The following is a 19,783-nucleotide window of genomic DNA, read 5'->3' as shown; positions in this document are numbered from 1 at the left end:
ATCCTCAGGCGTCGGCGGTGGGCGCGCCGGGCAGGTCGCGGAGGCCGCGCAGTGGCCCCACGAGCAGGAAGACGCCCGCTGCCAGCAGTGCGGCGGTGACGGCCCACATCGTGGTGCGGGCGCCGAGGAGGGAGGCGAGGGAGCCGCCCAGGAGGGCGCCGAGCGGGATGGTGCTGTAGTTCAGGAACAGCGTGGTCGCGGTGACCCGGCCCAGCAGTTCGGCAGGGCAGTACGCCTGCCGGAAGCTGACGGTGATGACGTTGCAGGCCACGACCCCGGCGAACATCACGACCGTGCCGAGGACGAAGTACGCGAGGCCCGCGCCGGGAGCGGCGAGCGCGGCCAGCAGGCCGAAGGGCGCGGCGGTGAGGTGGATGAGCAGCAGGGCGCGTGCCGTGCCGAGGCTCCGGGCGAGTCGCCCGGCCATGAGCCCGCCGAGCACTCCGCCGATCCCTCCGCAGGAGACGAGCCAGCCGAGGGTGTCGGGGCCGACGCCGACGGTCCGTACGAGGAAGACGATCTGGACGGCCTGGAAACCGGCCATCGCCAGGTTCACCGCCGCGCCGAACGCGGTGACGGCCCGCACCGGCGGATCTCCGACGACGAAACGGAGGCCGTCGGCGATCTCGCGGCCCAGCCGTCGCCGGGGCGCCGGGGCCGGGCGCGGTCCGTCGGAGCGGATGGCGGTGAGGCAGAGCGACGACACCACGAAGGACACGGCGTCGAGCAGCAGACCCGGCACACTGCCCAGGGTCTGGGCGATCAGCCCGCCGAGGCCGGGGCCCGCCACCCTGGCGGCCTGGTCCCCCGCCTGGAGCTGCGCGTTGCGGCTCATCAGGTCTTCCGTGGGCACAAGTCGGGGCAGATACGACGAGTAGGCGGTGGAGAAGAAGACGGAAGCCGTACCGGAGACCAGGGCTGCCGCGAGGACGTGCCAGATCGTCAGGGCTCCCAGCCACCAGGTGACCGGGACGCTCACGAACACCGCCGCGGAGACCGCGTTGCACACCAGCATGACGCGGCGCGGCGGGAGGCGGTCGACCCACGCCCCGGCGGGCAGTCCGACGACCAGCCACGGCAGCCAGGGAGCGGCGGTGAGCACACCCATCGTGAACGGCGAGGCGTGGAGGGTGGTGACGGCCACGAGCGGCAGCAGGACGGAGGTGACGCTGGTGCCCAGCTTGCTGGTGGTCTCGCCGACGAGCAGCAGCCGGAAGTTCCGGTGCGGGCGTCGGCCACGGTCTTTCGCGGACTGCGCGGCAGTCGGCGTGACGGACTCCAGCACGGCCTCCGGACATCGATGGCGAAGTGTTCTGAACAGGCCTCAGAATAGGTTCGTCGCAAGCGAGTTCGGGGCCGGATCGTACATTTTCCCCGCCCTGGAAACCAGGGTGGCCATTTCCCGTCGGTGCCGCTTAGGCTCGACCGCGTCCACCGCCAACGCACCGTGTCCCAGGGGAGGGTCGAGCCCGGATGAGCGATCCGTTCGAGAAGGAGACCGACGACCTCCCGGCCCTCGTCAGAGGTCGGGGCCGACGCACCCCCCGGTCTTCGCGAGGCGGTGTCCCGGGCGGGTGGCCGACGACGGGCCGGGGCGCGACGGACACCGCTCCGCACTGACGACGGCCCGCGCCACGAGCGCCGCGACCGCGTCCGGTCGCTCCCGCACCACCCACATGGCACCGCCCCCTTTCCCGCGCAAGGAGCTGTCCGTGGTCACCAGTGCGCTCGACCTGCTCACCCGCTTCAGCCATGTGTCCGCCCGGTGCCCCGAGCGCGTCGCCGTGGTGACGCCGTCGGAGTCGGTGACCTTCGGCGCACTCGGCGCCCGGGTGGAGCGCACCACCCGGGAGCTGGGCGCGGCGGGCGTGGGGCCCGGAACGACCGTCGTCCTGGACCTCGCCCGCGGGGTCGGCCCGGTGGCGGCGATGCTCGCGGTGTGGTGGCTCGGCACGGCCTACGTACCGCTGGACCCGGCCCGTCCGGCGTACCGGCGACGTCCGCCCGCCGGGGACACCGGGGCGCGTACGGTGGTCGTCACCGGGCCCGGTGGCACCGGGTGGCCGGAGGGCACGCGGCGCCCGGACCTTCCTTCGGCCCCGGGAGCGTCCGCTGCGGGCACGCCGGTTCCGGTGGGTGAAGTGGCCGATGGAGCGGCGGCGTTCGTCCTCCCCGCCATGGAAGGCGCCGGGCCGCCCGAGGGGGTCGCGGTCACCCGGGGCGACACCGCCCGCCTCATGGCGGCTTGTGAGGACAACGGTGTCTTCCTCCCGGCTCCGGCGCGGGTGGTGTGGGACGCGGATCTTGGTCTCGACGCCTCGGTCCGGCAGTGGGCCCGCGTCTGCCGGGGCGACACCCTGCTCCTTCCGGACGACGGACAGCGCGCCGATCCGAGGCTGTTCGCCCGGTTCCTCCGGGACCACGGGGCCACCGACCTGGACACCACCCCGTCCCGCTGGGAGGCCCTGCGCTCCCACGTGGTGACCGGGGCTCCGGGCACCCCTCCGCTGCGGCTGCTCCTCTCCGGGGAGCCCGTGTCCTCGGCCCTCCGGGCGGACCTGGCCCGGCTCGCGGAACAAGGCCGGGTGGACGCCGTCCTGCTGTACGGGCCGACGGAGCGCGTGGTCGCCACCGCCGCACCCGTCACCGGCCCCTCGCTCCAGGGAGGTCCGCCCCTCCCCCCGGTCCGCTCCCCTGCCATGGGCGCCTCGCGGCGGCCGGTGGCCGAGGACGATCCGGGGGAGCCGTACCTCGCGGGTGTGAGCGTCGCCCCGGAGGGCGCGGGCCGCCCCGCACCGGCCCGCGAGAGAACCGTCGCCGACCTCCACGGTCCGGCCGGGGCGCGGACGCACCGTACCGCTGACCTGGTCAGGGGCGGCCGTCCGGTCCGCCCCGGCGGGACGCCCGACGCGAACACGCCGCACGGCCGGCGGGTCGGGCCGGGCGCGGCCGGGGACGTGACGGCCCGGCGTGCGGACACGCCCCGCACCACCCGGCCCGACGAGGACGGACCTCGCACGGCCCCGACCGGCGAGGACGGACGTCCCGTCCCGCTGCCCGCCGAGGACGCGCCTCGCACCGGCCCACCCGCCGAGAGGGCACGCGCCGCCCCACCCGCCGGGAGTGTGCCCGGCGGCCCCGCGCCGCACGGCGTCACGGACGCCCCGGCGCGGCACTTCATCGACCTCTTCGAGGAGCACGCCGGGACCGCCCCGGAGGCCGTCGCCCTGGTCTTCCGCGAGGAACGGGTCTCCTACGGGGAGCTCGACGCCCGCGCGAACCGGCTGGCCCATGTGCTGGCCGCGCGGGGCGCGGGACCGGAGAAGGTGGTGGCCTCGGCGCTCGACCGCTCGGTGGATCTGGTCGTCGCGGTCCTGGCGGTGCTGAAGAGCGGCGCCGCCCATCTTCCGGTGGACCCCGGCTACCCGGCGCGGCGCATCGCCCACATCCTGGGGGACGCGGCCCCCGCCCTGCTGCTCGCGGACTCCGGCACGGTCCTGTCGTCCGGCGGCGCGGTGCCGCGCACCGACCTGGACGGCCCGGAGACCGTGGCGGCGCTGCGGCGCGCCCCGGCGGCCGGACCGCCGCCGGGCGCCCGGCGGGACCTGGGCGCACTGCCCGCGTACGTCGTCTACACCTCCGGGTCCACCGGCCTGCCCAAGGGCGTGGTCGTCACCCGCTCGGGTCTCGCCAACCTGGTCGCCCACCAGCACGAGACGATCGGGGTGGACGCCGACAGCCGGGTCCTGCAGTTCGCGTCACCGGGCTTCGACGCGTTCTTCTGGGAGCTGGCGATGGCGCTGTCCGCGGGGGCCGCGCTCGTCCTGGCGCCCGCCCTGGACCTGATGCCGGGTCCCGGACTGCGCCGTCTCCTCGACGGACAGCGGGTCACCCACGCCTCCTTGCCGCCTTCCGTGCTGCGGGTCCTGCCGTCCGACGCCCTCCCGCACGTACGCTTCCTGGTCTCCGCCGGTGAGGCCCTGGACGCGGAGCAGCCGCGGCGCTGGGCTCCCGGCCGGACCCTGGTCAACGGGTACGGACCCACGGAGACCACGGTCTGCGCCACCATGAGCCGACCGCTGACGGAGCGGGACGGCACACCGCCGATCGGCGGGGCGATCCGGGGCACGCGTCTGCACGTCCTCGACACCGCCCTGCGGCCGGTGCCCGTCGGGGAGGCGGGCGAGCTGTACGTCGCGGGGGCCAATCTGGCCCGGGGCTACCTCGAGCGGCCCGGTCTGACGGCGGGGCGCTTCGTCGCCGACCCGTACGGACCGGCCGGGACGCGGATGTACCGCACCGGGGACCTGGTCCGGTGGCGCGCGGCGGGCGATCTGGAGTTCGTCGGACGGGCGGACGACCAGGTCAAGGTGCGTGGCCACCGGATCGAGCCGGGCGAGATCGAGGCACGGCTCGCCGGGCACCCCGGGGTGTCGGCCGCCGCGGTGACCGTGCACGAGGACCGGTACGGCGACCGCAGGCTCGTGGCCCACATCCTCCGTGAGCCACCCGCGCGGTCGGACGCCGACCGGCCGGGTGAAACGGACCTCATCGCCGCCGAAGCGGACCGCACGGCCGACGCGGACCGTGGGCCGGACGCGGATCGCCTGGCCGACGCGGACCGTGGGACAGCTGCGGACCGTACGGCCGACGCGGACCGGGTGGCCGACTGGCGGCGGGTGCTCGACGCCGTTCCGGTCGACGGACAAGCCGCCTTCGGTGAGGACTTCACCGGGTGGAACAGCTCCTACGACGGCAACGCGCTGCCGCTGGAGCAGGTGCGCGAGTGGCGGGACGAGACCGTGCGGAGCATCCGCGCGCTGAGACCCCGACGTGTTCTCGAACTCGGCGTGGGTACGGGCCTGTTGCTTTCACAGCTCGCTCCCGGGGCGGAGCGCTACTGGGGGATCGATCTCTCGCCGCGGGTGATCGACCGGCTGCGGCGGCGGGTGGCGGGACGGCCGGAACTGGCCGGGCGGGTCGTCCTGGACTGCCGGCCGGCCGACGACCACGAGGGCGTCCCGCGCGGGTACTTCGACGTGGTCGTCCTCAACTCGGTCGTCCAGTACTTCCCCGGCGGACGCCATCTCGCCCGGGTCCTCGCGCTCGCGGCGGACGCCCTGGTGCCCGGCGGTTCGGTGTTCGTCGGCGACGTCCGGCACCTGGGGCTCGCGGAGTCCTTCCACGGCGCGGTCGCGGCCCGTTCGGCGGGCGTCGCACCGGGCGGCGCGGAGCAGCGCCGGGCGGTGGCGCGCGGACTGGCGAGGGACCCGGAGCTGCTGGTGGACCCGGAGTTCTTCCGCGCGTCCACAGGCACCGCCTGGGGCGCCGGGCGGCGCTTCGCGAGCTGCGACATCCGGCTGAAGCGGGGAACCCACCACAACGAACTGACCCGGTACCGCTACGACGTCGTCCTGCGCCGGGCCGAAGACACCCCGCCCCCCACCGGAGACGGGCGGGGCCGCACCGGCGGCACTCGGTCCGGAACCGGCGACACGCGATCGGCCCCCGGCGCGATGACGGAACTGGTGTGGGGAGCGGACGTCCGTACGCTCGACGGCCTCGCGGAGGTGCTGCGGGACCGCGCCCCGGGCACCCCGCCCGTCCGGGTCTCCGGCGTGCCGAACGCGCGCCTCGCCGAGGACCTGCGCGCCTCGGGCGGGTCGCCGGACCCCGGGCCCGACCCGGAGGACCTGGCGCGGCTCGGCGAACGCCTCGGCCACCGGGCCGTGTTGCGCTGGTCGGTGAAGGCGGGCCCCGAGCACGTCGACGCCGAATTCTCCGCCGGGGAAGAGGACTTCCCTCCGGAGACCGGAGACCGGAGCGGAACCGGGACCGGCCCGCCGGTGGACCCCGAGCGCCATGTCAGCGTGCCCTTCGCCGCGACCGACGACACGGAACTGGTCAGGTCGGTCACCGCGTGGGCGGCCGCGTACCTCCCCGGCCACATGATGCCGTCCGCGATCGTGGTGCACGACGCGTTCCCGCTGACCCCGCACGGCAAGCTCGACCGGGCCGCCCTGCCCGCGCCGCCCGCCGTCCGGAGCGGCACCGGGCGCCCGCCCCGGAACGCGCGGGAGGCGGCCCTGTGCCGGATGTACGCGGAGATCCTCGGGCTCGCCACGACAACACCGGCGGACGCACCGAGCGGGGCCGCCGCCGACAGGACCGGCGCGGTCGGCAGGGAAGTCACGGAGGGCGCGATCGGCCCGGAGGACTGGTCGGACACCGCCTGCCCGGTGGGCACGGACGACGACTTCTTCGCGCTCGGCGGCCATTCGCTGCTCGTCACCCGGCTGGTGAGCCGCGTCCGCGCGGAGCTGGGGGTCGAGCTCCAGGTGGGCACGGTGTTCGACGATCCCACCGTGGCGGGGCTCGCGGCGCGGCTCTCCGGCGCCCGCAAGGCGCGGCCCGCGCTACGGAGGATGCCCCGCCCCGGCTGACGGCGGCACCGGCCCCGGCAGACGGCCGCACCGGTTCCGGCGGGCGGCGGCGACGGCCCGCCCGGCAGACGCCCGGATCATCGACGACAAGGCTCACCGAAGGATCCCCCGATGGACTTCAGCCTCTTCTACTTCGCCGACGACAGCACACCGGACGGGGACGCCGGACGGTACGAGCTGCTCCTCGAAGGAGCCCGCTTCGCCGACCGGCACGGCTTCCGCGCGGTGTGGACGCCCGAACGGCACTTCCACCCCTTCGGCGGGCTCTACCCGAACCCGTCCGTGGTGGGCGCCGCCCTGGCGATGATCACCAGCACCGTCGCCATCCGCGCCGGGAGCGTCGTCGCCCCCCTGCACCATCCGCTGAGGATCGCGGAGGAGTGGTCGGTCGTGGACAACCTCTCCGGCGGCCGGGCCGGGGTGTCCCTCGCCTCCGGCTGGCACCCGGTGGACTTCGCGCTGAGCAGGGCACCGTACGAGGACCGCAAGCGCCTGCTGGCCGACAGCGTCGAGCAGCTCCGCGGGCTGTGGCGCGGGGAGGACCACGAGGTCGTGGACGGCAACGGCGCCCCGGCGACGGTACGGATCTTCCCGCCGCCGGTCCAGCGGGAGCTGCCGCTCTGGGTGACCAGCGCGGGCGATGCGGAAACGTTTCGTACAGCGGCGACCGCACGGGCCGGGGTCCTCACCCATCTGCTGCACCAGGACGTCGACGGGCTCGCCGCGAGGATCGCCGCGTACCGGCGGACGGCGCGCGAGACCCACGACGGCTGGGAGGGCCATGTCGTCCTGATGCTGCACAGCTTCCTCGGCACCGACCGGGACGAGGTCCGCGCCATCGTCGAGGGGCCGCTGACCGCCTACCTCAGGAGTTCGGTCCATCTGATCGCCCGCTCGTTCGGCGCCCTCGACCCGGACTTCGACATCGACGCGCTGGAGGACGAGGACCTCGACTTCCTCGTCGCCCGGTCCTTCGACGCCTACTTCGAACAGCGGGGCCTCTTCGGGACGGTGGCGGACGCCACCGCGACGGTCGAGCGGCTGCGCGCCGTCGGCGTGGACGAGATCGCGTGCCTGATCGACTTCGGCATCGGCACCAGGACCGTGCTGGACGGGCTGCCGCACCTGAACGCGCTCCGCGCGGCATTCGAAGCGAACTGACCCCAGAGACCCGAGAGGCCGAGACCACCGTGATCCCCCTGTCGTTCTCACAGCTGCGGTTCTGGTTCCAGGAAGAGATGGACCGCGACGGCGGCTCGCCCCACGCCTCGATGGCGCTGCGGCTGACGGGCCCGCTGGACGCGGCGGCGATGCGCGAGGCGCTACGGGACGTGGTGACCCGGCACGAGAGCCTGCGCACCGTCTTCCCGGTCACCGACGGAGTACCCGGGCAGCGGATCCTGGAGGCGGTGACGGTCGAGCTGCCCCTGCGGCGGGTGGCGGAGGAGGACGTCGAGGCGGCCGTGGCCGAGGCGGCCGGGCCCCCCTTCGACCTGGAGCGCGAGATCCCGCTGCGGGCCGTGCTGTTCGCCGTGGGCTCCCCCGGCCACCATGTGCTGGCGATCACCGTGCACCACATCGCCATCGACGGCTGGTCCGTCGCGCCCTTCCTCCGCGACCTCTCGGACGCCTACACCGCGCGGCTCGACGACAGGTCCCCGTCGTGGGACGAACTTCCCTTCCAGTACGCCGACTTCACCCTGTGGCAGCGCAAGGAGCTGGGCGCGCCGGACGACCCCGGCAGTCTCTTCGCCGACCAGCTGGCCCACTGGACCGGTGTCCTCGCCGACGCACCGGCCGAGACGGCACCGCCCACCGACCGGCCGCGCCCCACCACCGCCACCCACCGGGCCGGAACCGTCCCCTTCGGCCTGCCGCCCGAGGTCTTCCGGGACCTCTCCCGGCTCGCCCGTCAGCACGGCGCCAGCACCTTCGTGGTCCTGCACGCGGCGCTCGCGGGGTTCCTGCGGCGGCTCGGCGCCGGTCCGGACGTCCTGGTCGGCAGCCCGGTCGCCGGACGCACCGACGTGGGTCTCGACGAGCTCGTCGGCTGCTTCGTCAACACGGTCGTCATCCGGACCGACACCTCCGGCGACCCCGGCTTCCACGAGCTGATCCGCAAGGCGCGGACGGCTGCCCTCGCCGCGCTCGACCACCAGGACGTGCCCTTCGAGCAGGTCGTGGAGGCCGTCAACCCGGTGCGGTCGTCGGCCCGGCACCCGCTCTTCCAGGTCATGCTGAACCTGCGCAACGACGCGGGCGCCGCCGTGCGCCTCCCCCGTCTCGACACCCGTCTCCTGGCCCCCGTGCCCCACCGCACGACCGCCTTCGACCTGCTCTTCGACGTCGTGGAGACCGACGGGACGCTCGAAGGCGCCCTTGTCTACGCCCACGACCTCTTCGACCGGGCCACCGCCGAGCGGCTGGCCCGCCGCTTCACCGCCTTCCTCACCCGGGCGGTCGCCGCACCCGAGCGGCCCACGGGCCGTCTGGAACTCCTCTCCCCCGCCGAGGTCCGTACGGCGCTGGAGACCTGGAACGGCCGGGACGTCCCGCTCCCGGCCGACTCCGTGCCGGAGCTGTTCCGGCGGCGCGCGGCCGCGGCCCCCGACGACATCGCGGTGGTCTGCGGCCCGTCCCGGATCGGCTACGCGGAACTCGACGACCGGGCCGAGCGTCTCGCCCGCCGTCTGCGCGCGGGGGGCGCGGGCCCCGAACGGCTGGTCGCCGTGGCCATGAGCCGCTCCACCGAGCTGGTCGTCGCCCTGCTCGCCGTGCTGCGGACCGGGGCCGCCTACCTCCCCCTGGACCCGCGCAACCCGGACGAACGGCAGCGCGCGGTCCTGGCGGAGGCGAGGCCCTGTCTGCTGCTGACGGACGGGGCCACCCGGGAGCGGGCCGAGGCCCTCACGGCCCCGCAGCCGGGGGGCGCCCCGTCCGGGGGCCCGCCGCCCGGCCCGCCGCTGGTCCTGGCCGACGACGACACCGGTCCGGACGGCCCCGGTCCGGACGGTCCCGATCCGGACGGCGGACGGCCGGACGTCTCCGGTGACCGGGCCGCGTACGTGATGTACACCTCCGGCTCCACCGGCCGCCCCAAAGGGGTCCTGGTGACCCACCGGAACATCGTCGCGCTCGCCACGGATCCCTGCTGGGCGGCGGACGGTGGCCACACCCGGGTGCTCGCCCACTCCCCGTACTCCTTCGACGCCTCGACCTACGAGCTGTGGGTGCCGCTGCTCGGCGGCGGCACGGTCGTGCTGGTACCGCCCGGCGACTCCTCGCCCGGGGCGCTGGAGCGTGCCGCGGCCGAGGGCGACGCGAACAGCGCGTTCCTCAGCACCGCCCTGTTCAATCTGCTGGTCGCGGAGGGAAGTCCGCTGCTCGGGCGGCTCGGGCACGTCTGGACGGGGGGCGAGCAGCCGTCGGGCGGGGCCGTGCGGCGGATGCTGACGGACTTCCCGGGCACCGCCCTGACCCATGTGTACGGGCCGACGGAGAACACCACGTTCACCACGTCCAGGCGCCTGGACCCGGCCCGGGACGCGGACGGGGGCAGGCCGCCGATCGGCGGGCCCATGGCGAACACCCGGGTGTACGTCCTCGACCCGTGGCTCCGGCCGGTGCCCGTCGGGGTGCCGGGCGAGCTGTACCTGGCGGGCGCCGGACTGGCCCGCGGCTACCTCGGCCGCCCGGGACTCACCTCGGGGCTCTTCGTCGCCGATCCGCACGGCGCGCCCGGCACCCGTATGTACCGCACGGGTGATGTCGTCCGGTGGACCGCCGACGGCGAGCTCGACTTCCTCGCCCGCGCCGACGACCAGGTGAAGATACGGGGCTTCCGCGTCGAACCCCGCGAGATCGAGGCGGTCCTGGAGCGTCATCCGGCCGTAGGCCGCGCCGCCGTCCTCGTACGGGAGGACCGGCCCGGGGAGCGCGTCCTGGTCGCCTATGTCGTCCCCGCCGGGGGCGTCGACGGCGATCCGGCGGCGGGCGTCGCCGAGCACGCCGGGCGGCACCTGCCCGACTACATGGTGCCCGTCCTCGTCGTGCTCCCCGAGGGACTGCCCCTCACCTCCCACGGCAAGCTGGACCGGGCGGCGCTGCCCGCGCCCGTACGGGGCACCGGCTCCCGCGCGCCCCGCACGCCCGTCGAGCGCCTGGTGTGCGGGCTGTTCGCCGAGGTGCTCGGGGTGCCGGAGGTGGGCGCGGACGACGACTTCTTCGCGCTCGGGGGGCATTCGCTGCTCGCCGTCCGGCTGGTGAACCGGCTGCGGGAGGTGCTGGACGGCGGGATCGGCCCGCGCGCGGTCTTCGACGCGCCGACGCCCGCCGGGCTCGCCGGGAGGTTCGGGGCCTCGGGGACCGGCCGTGGCCCCCTGCGGTCCCGGCCGCGCGGGGACGTCCTGCCGCCGTCCTTCTCCCAGCTGCGGTTCTGGCTCCAGGGCGAGCTGGCGGAGGGCGCCGCCTCGCACACCGTGACGACGGCCCTGCGGCTGACGGGCCGCCTGGACAGGGAGGCGCTCGCGGCGGCGCTGCGGGACGTGGTGACCCGGCACGAGAGCCTGCGCACCGTCTTTCCCGTCACCGACGGGGTGCCGTGCCAACGGGTCCTGGAGCCCGCCGGGTTCGACCTGCCGGTGCGGGCGGTGCCGGAGGCGGGCGTCGAGGCGGCGTTGCTCGCGGCCTCGGAGCACGACTTCGACCTGGCGCGGGAGACACCCGTGCGGGCCGAACTCCTCGCCCGCTCCCCCGAGGAGCACGTCCTCGTGGTCACGGTCCACCACATCGCCTTCGACGGCTGGTCGGCCGCCCCCTTCCTCCGGGACCTCTCCGGGGCCTATGCCGCCCGGCTGCGGGGCCGGGCACCCGACCTCCCCGAACTTCCCTTGCAGTACGCCGACTTCACCCTGTGGCAGCGTGCGGAGCTGGGCGCGCCGGACGACCCCGGGAGCCCCTTCGCCCGGCAGCTCGCCCACTGGACCGGCGCGCTGGCCGGTGCCCCCGACGAGATCGCGCTGCCCGCCGACCGGCCGCGCCCGGCCGCCGCCACCCACCGTGCCGGTACGGTGCCGTTCCGGATCACCCCCGAGGTGCACGCACGTCTCACGGCGCTGGCGCGCGCGCACGGCGCGAGCGTGTTCATGGTGCTGCACGCCGTCCTGGCGGTGCTGCTGAGGCGGCTCGGCGCCGGGACGGACGTCCTGGTCGGCAGCCCGGTCGCCGGACGGACCGACAGCGGTCTCGACGAGCTGGTCGGCTGCTTCGTGAACACCGTGGTGGTCCGCACCGACGTCTCCGGGGACCCGGACCTCGGCGAGCTGATCGACCGTGTCCGCCCCGGGGTCCTCGCGGCGCTGGAGAACCAGGACGTGCCCTTCGAGCAGGTCGTGGACGCCGTCGCGCCGGTGCGGTCGGCGGCCCGGCACCCGCTCTTCCAGGTCATGCTGAGCCTGCAGAACAACGCGACCGGCGCCGTCGAACTGCCCGGCCTCCAGGTCGAGCCGCTGCACCACGGCCGCTACCGGAGCGTCCCCTTCGACCTCCTCTTCGACCTCTCCGAGTCCCACGGCGGTCTCGACGGCACCCTCGTCCACTCCCTCGACCTCTTCGGCCCCGCCACCGCCGGACGGATCGCCGGGTACTTCACCCGTCTCCTCGCCGACGCGTCCGCCCGCCCCTCCCTGCCGGTGCGACGACTGGACGTGCTGTCCCCCGCCGAACGGCACACCGTGCTCACCGAGTGGTCCGGCCCCGGTACCGGCGGGGAGGTGCCGGGCGGCTCGGTGCCGCGGTGGTTCCGGGAGCAGGCCGCCAGGACACCCGAGGCGGTGGCCGTGCTCCACGGCACCAGCCGCATCACCTACGGGGAACTCGACGCCCGGGTGGACCGGCTGGCCGGACTGCTGCGGGGGCTGGGCGCGGGTCCTGAGCGGCTGGTCGCCGTGGCGACGGGCCGCACCCCCGACCTCCTGGTCGCGCTGCTCGCCGTGCACCGGACCGGTGCCGCCTACCTCCCCGTCGATCCGCACCACCCCCGGGACCGGGTGGCGTCGGTGCTCGCCGAGGCGGCGCCGCTCCTGGTGCTCTCCGACCGTGCCACCCGCGAGGCGCTCGGCACCGACGACTGGCTCGCCCTGGACGGCCCCCTGCCCGCCGGGGCCGGGAGTCCGGGCCCGGACGAACCGGTTCCGGCCGACGCGACGGCGTACGTCCTGTACACCTCGGGTTCGACGGGCCGCCCGAAGGGGGTCGCGGTCACCCACCGCAATCTGGCCCATCTGCTCGCCGCCCTGCGCGCGCGGCTGCCGCTGGGCCCCGCCGACCGGCTGCTCGCCGTGACGACCGTGGCCTTCGACATCGCCCATCTGGAGCTGCTCCTGCCCCTGGTCCACGGCGCCGCGGTCGTCCTCGCCTCGCCCGACGAGGTGCACGCACCGCACGCCCTCGGCGAGTTGGCCGGACGGCACGGGGTCACCGCCGTCCAGGCGACCCCCTCCCTGTGGTCCGGCCTCGTGTCCGAGGTCCCCGAAGCGGTCCGGGGCCTGCGCGTCCTCGTCGGCGGCGAGGCCCTGCCCCCCGCCCTGGCCGCCGGTCTCGTGGGCCTGGCCGCCGAGGTCACCAATGTGTACGGGCCCACCGAGACGACCATCTGGTCCCTCGCGGCCCCGATCGGCCCGCACAACGCGCACCGCCCGCCGCTCGGTTCCCCGCTGGGCGACACCCGGGTGTACGTCCTGGACGGGACGCTGGGGCCGGTGCCCGTGGGCGTGCCGGGCGAGCTGTACATCGGGGGTGCGGGGGTGGCCCGGGGCTACCTCGGGCGGCCGGGTCCGACCGCCGAGCGGTTCGTCGCCGATCCGTACGGTCCGCCCGGCGCCCGTCTGTACCGCACCGGTGATCTGGTCCGGTGGACGCCCGGGGGTGAACTCGACTTCCTCGGGCGCGCCGACGACCAGGTGAAGCTGCGCGGCTTCCGCGTCGAGCCCCGGGAGATCGAGGCCGTCCTGGACCGGCACGAACGGGTCGCCCGCAGTGCCGTGGTGGTGCGCGAGGACCGGCCCGGTGAGCGGCGGCTCGTCGCCTACGTGGCTCTCGCCGGGGCCACCGCCACCGGTACGGACGACGGCCTCGTTCCGGAGCTGACCGGGTGGGCGGGGCGGGCGCTGCCGCCGTACATGGTGCCCGCCGCCTTCGTCGTGCTTCCCGGCGAGCTGCCGCTCACGCCGAACGGGAAGCTCGACCGGTCCGCGCTGCCCCCGCCGGAGGAACCCGCCGCCCCGGCGCCGGGAGCGCGGGAGCCGGGCACTCCGGCCGAGAAGGTCCTCTGCGAGCTGTTCGCGGCCGTCCTCGGACGGCCCCGGGTCGGGGTCGAGGACGACTTCTTCGCGCTCGGCGGCGACAGCATCGTGTCGATCCGGCTGGTGTCCCGGGCCCGCTCACGCGGTCTCGCCCTCTCCACGCGGGACGTCTTCCGGTACCGCACCGTCGCCGAACTGGCCGTCCACGCGAAGGCACGGCCGCCCAGGGCGGGCGCGGCGGCGGCGCACGGCACGGTGGCGCCCGCCCAGGTGGCGGCGGCCGTCGAGAGCGCGGCGACCGTCGAGGTACCGCTCACCCCGATCGTCCACTGGCAGCGCGAACGGGGCGGCCCCGTCGACGGCTTCCACCAGTCGGTGCTCGTCCGGACCCCGGCCGAGCTGTCCCTGCGGCGGCTGCGGGAGCTGGTCCGGGCGCTGCTCGACCGGCACGACGCCCTGCGGACACGGCTGCGGCGCACCCCCGAGTGGCGCCTCGACGTGCTGCCGCGCGGCACGGTGGACGGGGCCGACCGCCTGGTGCGGGTCGACGCGGCCGGGCTCGGTGCCGGGCAGCTCGCGGACCTGGTCCGCGCCGAGACGGACGCGGCGCGGCGGCGGCTGGCGCCGGGCGAAGGGAACGTGCTCCAGGCGGTGTGGTTCGACGCGGGTCCCGGACGGCCCGGACGGCTCCTGCTGATGATCAACCACCTGGTGGTGGACGGGGTTTCGTGGCGCGTCCTCCTGGAGGACCTGAGCACCGGCGCCGCCCCGCGCACGGCCGGGCCGGACTTCACGCCCGTGTCGTTCGCCGACTGGGGGCGCCTCCTGGAGCGGGAGGCGCGGGGACGGACGGCTGAACTCCCCTTCTGGCTGGATGTCGTGGAGGGAGCGGGCGATCTGGTGCCCGGTGCGGATCTCGTGCCCGGCCGTGATGTGGAGGGCTCCAAGCACCGGGTGACCCGGGTCCTTCCCGCCGAGCGGACGGAACCGCTCCTGGCCCGGGTGCCCGCCCGTCTCGGTGTGGGCGTGAACGCGGTGCTGCTCGGCGCGCTGAGCACGGCGGCGGGGCACTGGCGTACGGCATCCGGCCCCGGCGGTGCTTCCGGCGGCCCGCCGTTCCTCGTGGACGTGGAGGGACACGGGCGTGAGGAGATCGCCGAAGGCCTCGACCTGTCGGCGACCGTGGGCTGGTTCACCAGCATGTTCCCCGTACGGCTCCCGGGGCTGCCGGGCGATCCGGACGGCACGGTGCGGGCGGTGGACGAGCGGCTCGGAAGGATGCCGGACAAGGGGCTCGGCCACGGTCTGCTGCGCCATCTGCATCCGGAGACCGGGCCCGTGCTCGCGGCGCGGCCCCGGGCGCAGTTGCTCTTCAACTACCTGGGCCGCTTCGACCGGCCGGAGGCGACCGACTGGGGGCTGGCGCCGGAGTCCGGGGCGGTCGCCGGGGGCGGCGACCCCGAGATGCCCCTGACGCACCTCCTGGAGGTGTCCGCGGTCGTCCTGGACCGGGGGGGCCGGTCTGAGCTCCACGTCAGCTGGGCGTATCCGCGGGCCCTTCTCGAACGGTCCCGCGTGGAGGCCCTGGCGGACGCCTGGTTCGAGGCCCTGGAGACCCTGACCGCACGTACCGGCGAACCGGGAGAGACGGCGTGACCACAGCGGACCGCATCCACGAGCAGACCCCCGAGCACTCCGAGCACTCCGAATATCCCGGGCACGCCGGGCACGCCCACGGGGGGACGCCGAGACCGTCCCCGCTCCAGCAGGGGCTGTTCTTCCACACGGCGTTCGACGCGGACGGCCAGGACGTCTACACCACCCAACTGGCGCTGGACTTCGAGGGCCCGCTCGACCAGGCGCTGCTGAGGGAGGTGTGCCAGGTGCTCCAGGACCGGCACGACAGCCTGCGTTCGGGGTTCCGTACGGACGCGTCGGGCGCCCCCGTACGGTTCGTGCGCTCCCGGGCCGGGGTGGACTGGCGGACGGCCGACCTGACCGGGACAGCGGCCGACGGACGGGAGGCCGAGGCCGTGCGGCTGGTCGAGGAGGAGCGGCGGCGGCGCTTCGACACCGCCCGGCCCCCCCTGCTCCGTTTCCTGCTGATCCGGCTGGACGACACCCGGTGGCGGTTCGTGCTGACGAACCATCACATCATTCTGGACGGCTGGTCCGTCTCGGTCCTCCTCGACGAGCTGTTCCGGCTGTACGGCGCGGGGGCCGGTGCCGCCGGGGCGGGTCCGCTGCCACCGGCCCCCTCGTACACCTCCTATCTGGAGTGGCTCGGCGAGGTGGACGCGCGGTGGTCCGGGGACGCCTGGGCGGAGGCGCTCTCCGGGATCGAGGGGCCGACGCTGGTGGCCCCCCGCGCGCGGGGCGCGGGCACGGTGGTTCCCGAGCGGGTGGTGCGCGCGCTGCCCGCCGGGGTGACGGCCGCGCTGACGGACCGGGCGCGGGAGGCGGGGGTGACCCTCGGCACGGTGACGCAGGTGGCCTGGGGGCTGGTGCTGCGGCAGCTCACCGGGCAGGGCGACGTGGTGTTCGGGACGACGGTGTCGGGCCGGGCCGCCGAGGTCGAGGGCGTCGAGACGATGGTCGGCCTGCTCATCAACACCGTTCCGGCGCGGGTGCGGGCGGACCCCCGGGACACGCTGCTCGACCTCGTCGAACGGGTCCAGGACGAGCAGCTCGACCTTCTGGAGCACCATCACGTGGGGCTGACGGAGATCCAGCGGCGGGCGGGGTTCGGGTCCCTGTTCGACACCACGACGGTCTTCGACAACTATCCGACGGGCTCCGGGGAGCGCCGTCTGGGCGAGGCGCTGCTGGTCGGCGTGTCGGGGTTCGACGCCACCCACTATCCGCTCTCCCTGATCTGTGTGCCGGGCGAGGAGCTGGGCATCCGGCTGGACTTCCGGCCCGATCTGCTGGGGCGCGGCACGGTGGAGGGGATCGCCGGGCTCTTCGCCCGGATCCTGACGGCGGTCGCCGAGGATCCGTACCGCACGGTCGGGGAGCTCCCGGTCCTCGCGGACGGCGAGCGCCGAAGGGTGCTGGAGGAGTGGAACGCGACGGACCGGCCCGTGCCGTCGGCCACGCTGCCCGCCCTGATCGAGGCGCGGGCCCGGCTGGTCCCGGACGAGCCCGCCCTCTCGTACCGGGGGCGGACCTTCGGTCACGGCGAGCTGAACCGCCGGGCGAACCGGCTGGCGCGCGTGCTGCTCGCCGAGGGCGCGGGACCGGAGACCCGGGTGGCCCTGGCGCTGCCGAGGAGCGCGGACATGGTCGTCGCCCTGCTCGCCGTGCTCAAGGCGGGGGCCGCCTATGTGCCGGTGGACGTGCGCTATCCGGCCGACCGGGTGGCGCGGATGCTCGGTGACGCCCGGCCCCGGCTCGCGGTGGTCACCGGGGCGACCCGGGGCGTGCTGCCGGAGGGGACGGCCGCGCTCGTCCTGGACGATCCGGACGTGGTGCGGCGGATCGAGGGGCGGGAGGACGCGGACGTCGTGGACGGGGAGCGGCCGGGGCCGCTCCTGCCCCGGCATCCCGCCTATGTGATCTACACCTCGGGCACCACCGGCGTCCCGAAGGGCGTGGTCGTCGAGCACGCCAACGCCGTCAACTTCGTGGCGACCGTCGAGGACCACTTCGGGCCCGGGGGCATGGCCCGGGTGCTGGCGTCCACCTCGCTCAGCTTCGACGTGTCGGTCTTCGAGATCGTGACGACGCTGGCGCTCGGCGGGTGTCTGGAGCTGGTCGACGACCTGTTCGCGCTGCTCGAACGGGACGGCTGGGAGGGGAGCCTGGTCAGCGGTGTCCCCTCGGCGATGGCGAGCCTGCTGGCGGGCGACGCCTTCGAGGTGTCGGCGCCGCATGTGGTCCTGGGCGGGGAGGCCGTGCCGCACGCCCTGCTGCGCGAGCTGGGCGACCGGGTGCCGGGCTGTGCGGTCACCAACATCTACGGCCCCACCGAGGCGACCACCTATTCGACCTGGTGGCGCGGTGGTGCCGACGACAGCGGGGGTGATCCGCCGATCGGCCGTCCGGTGCCCAACGCCCGGGTGTACGTACTGGACCCGTGGCTCCGGCCCGTGGCGGAGGGGCGGCCGGGAGAGCTGTACATCGCGGGCGCGGGCGTCACCCGTGGCTATCTGAACCGCCCGGCGCTCACCTCGGAGCGGTTCGTGGCCTGCCCGTTCGGTGCTCCCGGCGGCCGGATGTACCGGACGGGCGATCAGGTGCGGTGGCGGCCGGACGGGCAGCTGGAGTATCTGGGCCGGCTCGACGGGCAGGTGAAGGTCCGGGGGTTCCGGATCGAACTCGGCGACGTGGAAGCGGCTCTGCTGCGGCACGAAGGCGTGGCGCGGGCGGTCGCGGTGGTACGGGAGGACCGGGCGGGCGGTCCCCGGCTGGTCGCGTACGCCGTCGGGGGCGGGCCGGGGGCGGCGCTCGACGGCGCGGAGCTGCGGCGTTTCCTCCGTGACGCGCTGCCGGACCACATGGTGCCGTCGGCGGTGGTGCCGCTGGACCGGTTCCCCCTGATGCCGAACGGCAAGCTGGACCGGTCGGCGCTGCCCGCTCCCGTGTACGGCTCCGCCGTCCGTCGTGGGGCGGCCCACGCGCACGAAGAGCCGCTGTGCGCGCTGTTCGCCGAGGTGCTCGGGCTGGAGCGGGTCGGCCCGGACGACGGTTTCTTCGATCTGGGCGGGCATTCGCTCCTGGCGACCCGGCTGGTGAGCCGGGTGCGGGCGGTCCTCGGCACCGAGCTGTCGGTGCGGGCCCTGTTCGAGGCGCCGAGCCCGGCGGCCCTGGCGCGGCGGCTCGACGGCGAGGGGGACGGCTCCGGTCTGGACGTGCTGCTTCCGTTGCGGACCGGCGGACGGCTGCGGCCGCTGTTCGCGGTGCACGCGGCGAGCGGTCTCGCCTGGCCGTACGCCCGGCTGCTGCCGCACCTGGATCCCGAGGTGCCGCTGTACGGGCTCCAGGCGCCGAGCCTCGCCGATCCGGAGGGCGGTGCGCGCGAGCCGGAGGAGCTGGTGCGGGAGTACGCGCGGCGGATCCGGGAGGTGCAGCCGGAGGGGCCGTACCGGCTGCTCGGCTGGTCGGTCGGCGGGACCCTCGCCCACGGGGTGGCCGTCGAGCTGGTGGAGGGCGGGCACGCGGTGGAGTTCGTGGCGCTGCTGGACTCGTACCCGGCTCCCGAGGAGGGTCTGCCCGACTGGGAGGAGACGCACCGGCACGTGGCCGGGTCGGCCGGGTTCGCCGTGGACGGGACGCCACCGGAGCAGATCGCGCTGCTCGGGGAGCGGGCGGTGGAGGGGGCGCGGATCGCGGTGCGGGCGGCGGTGGACGCGCTGCGGGCGGCCCCGGCGCGGACGCGCGGGGTGGACGTGCTCCACTTCCGGGCCGCGTCGGACGGCCCGGGAGCCGACCCGGACGTCTGGCGGACGTACGGCGGCGGGCGCCTCTGGTCCTTCGACGTCCCCTGCGGCCACTACGAGATGCTGGACCCCGCTCCGCTCCGCACGATCGGCGAGGTCCTGTCGGACCGGGCCGCGGGAGGCGCGGCGGGGTGGTGAACGGCCCGCTCGCCGGGCCCGGGACGAAGAGAGCGCCGCCGACCGCCGCACCCCCCTGGGGGCAGGGCACGCCGCGTGGCCGGGCCGGAGTCCGTCGCGTGGCCGGGCCGGAGTCGTCGCGTGCCCGGCCGCGCACGCCCCTGCCCGGACGTCCTCCGCCCCGTCCGGCGCGGAGGACGGCTCGTCCCACCCTTCCGGGAGGCGTACGACGACGGCACCGGCCTGCGACTCGCCGAAGCCCCACCCGGCGACCAGGCCCTCGGGGCCGGTCGGCGGGGACGTCTCGGGCATCACGGCGGGCGTTGTTCCGTGTCGGGCGCGTCGGGCCGCGCGAGTCGGCGCGGACCATGGCCCCGCACGGCGCGGCGGACCCCGGGGACGGGGCCCGTCGTGGAGGTGGACGTGATCCTTCCGGCTCGCCGCGCCCCGGCATCGGTGGAACTACGGAACCGGCCCCGAG

General features: G+C 75.5%; 5 protein-coding genes. 4 read left to right on the top strand and 1 reads right to left on the bottom strand.

What is annotated here, in order from left to right:
* Nucleotides 1-4: 4 nt before the first annotated feature.
* Complete coding sequence (locus ACIO92_RS26620; protein WP_402059174.1) at nt 5-1,285, bottom strand: MFS transporter; 1,281 nt, start codon at nt 1,283-1,285, stop codon at nt 5-7.
* Between the two features lie 427 nt (nt 1,286-1,712).
* On the opposite strand from ACIO92_RS26620, the gene ACIO92_RS26615 reads away from it, so the two are divergent.
* The 4 genes from ACIO92_RS26615 to ACIO92_RS26600 all read left to right on the top strand — a co-directional run bounded on the left by ACIO92_RS26615 (nt 1,713) and on the right by ACIO92_RS26600 (nt 19,323).
* A complete protein-coding gene (locus ACIO92_RS26615; RefSeq protein WP_402283026.1) occupies nt 1,713-6,443 on the top strand; it encodes an amino acid adenylation domain-containing protein in 4,731 nt (1,576 codons plus the stop codon).
* A 111-nt stretch (nt 6,444-6,554) separates the two neighbouring features.
* Nucleotides 6,555-7,604 (top strand): MupA/Atu3671 family FMN-dependent luciferase-like monooxygenase, encoded by a 1,050-nt coding sequence (locus tag ACIO92_RS26610; protein ID WP_366443435.1) that lies wholly within the window; start codon nt 6,555-6,557, stop codon nt 7,602-7,604.
* Nucleotides 7,605-7,633: 29 nt separating this feature from the next.
* A complete protein-coding gene (locus ACIO92_RS26605; protein ID WP_402283028.1) occupies nt 7,634-15,400 on the top strand; it encodes an amino acid adenylation domain-containing protein in 7,767 nt (2,588 codons plus the stop codon).
* Nucleotides 15,397-19,323 (top strand): amino acid adenylation domain-containing protein, encoded by a 3,927-nt coding sequence (locus ACIO92_RS26600; protein WP_402283030.1) that lies wholly within the window; start codon nt 15,397-15,399, stop codon nt 19,321-19,323. Before ACIO92_RS26605 ends, ACIO92_RS26600 begins: the two co-directional genes overlap by 4 nt.
* Nucleotides 19,324-19,783: the final 460 nt, after the last annotated feature.

This window comes from Streptomyces sp. NPDC087215 (assembly GCF_044744885.1).
Lineage (GTDB): Bacteria > Actinomycetota > Actinomycetes > Streptomycetales > Streptomycetaceae > Streptomyces.
Note: the sequence above shows the minus strand (reverse complement) of the source record. Positions and strands in the feature narration are given on the sequence as shown.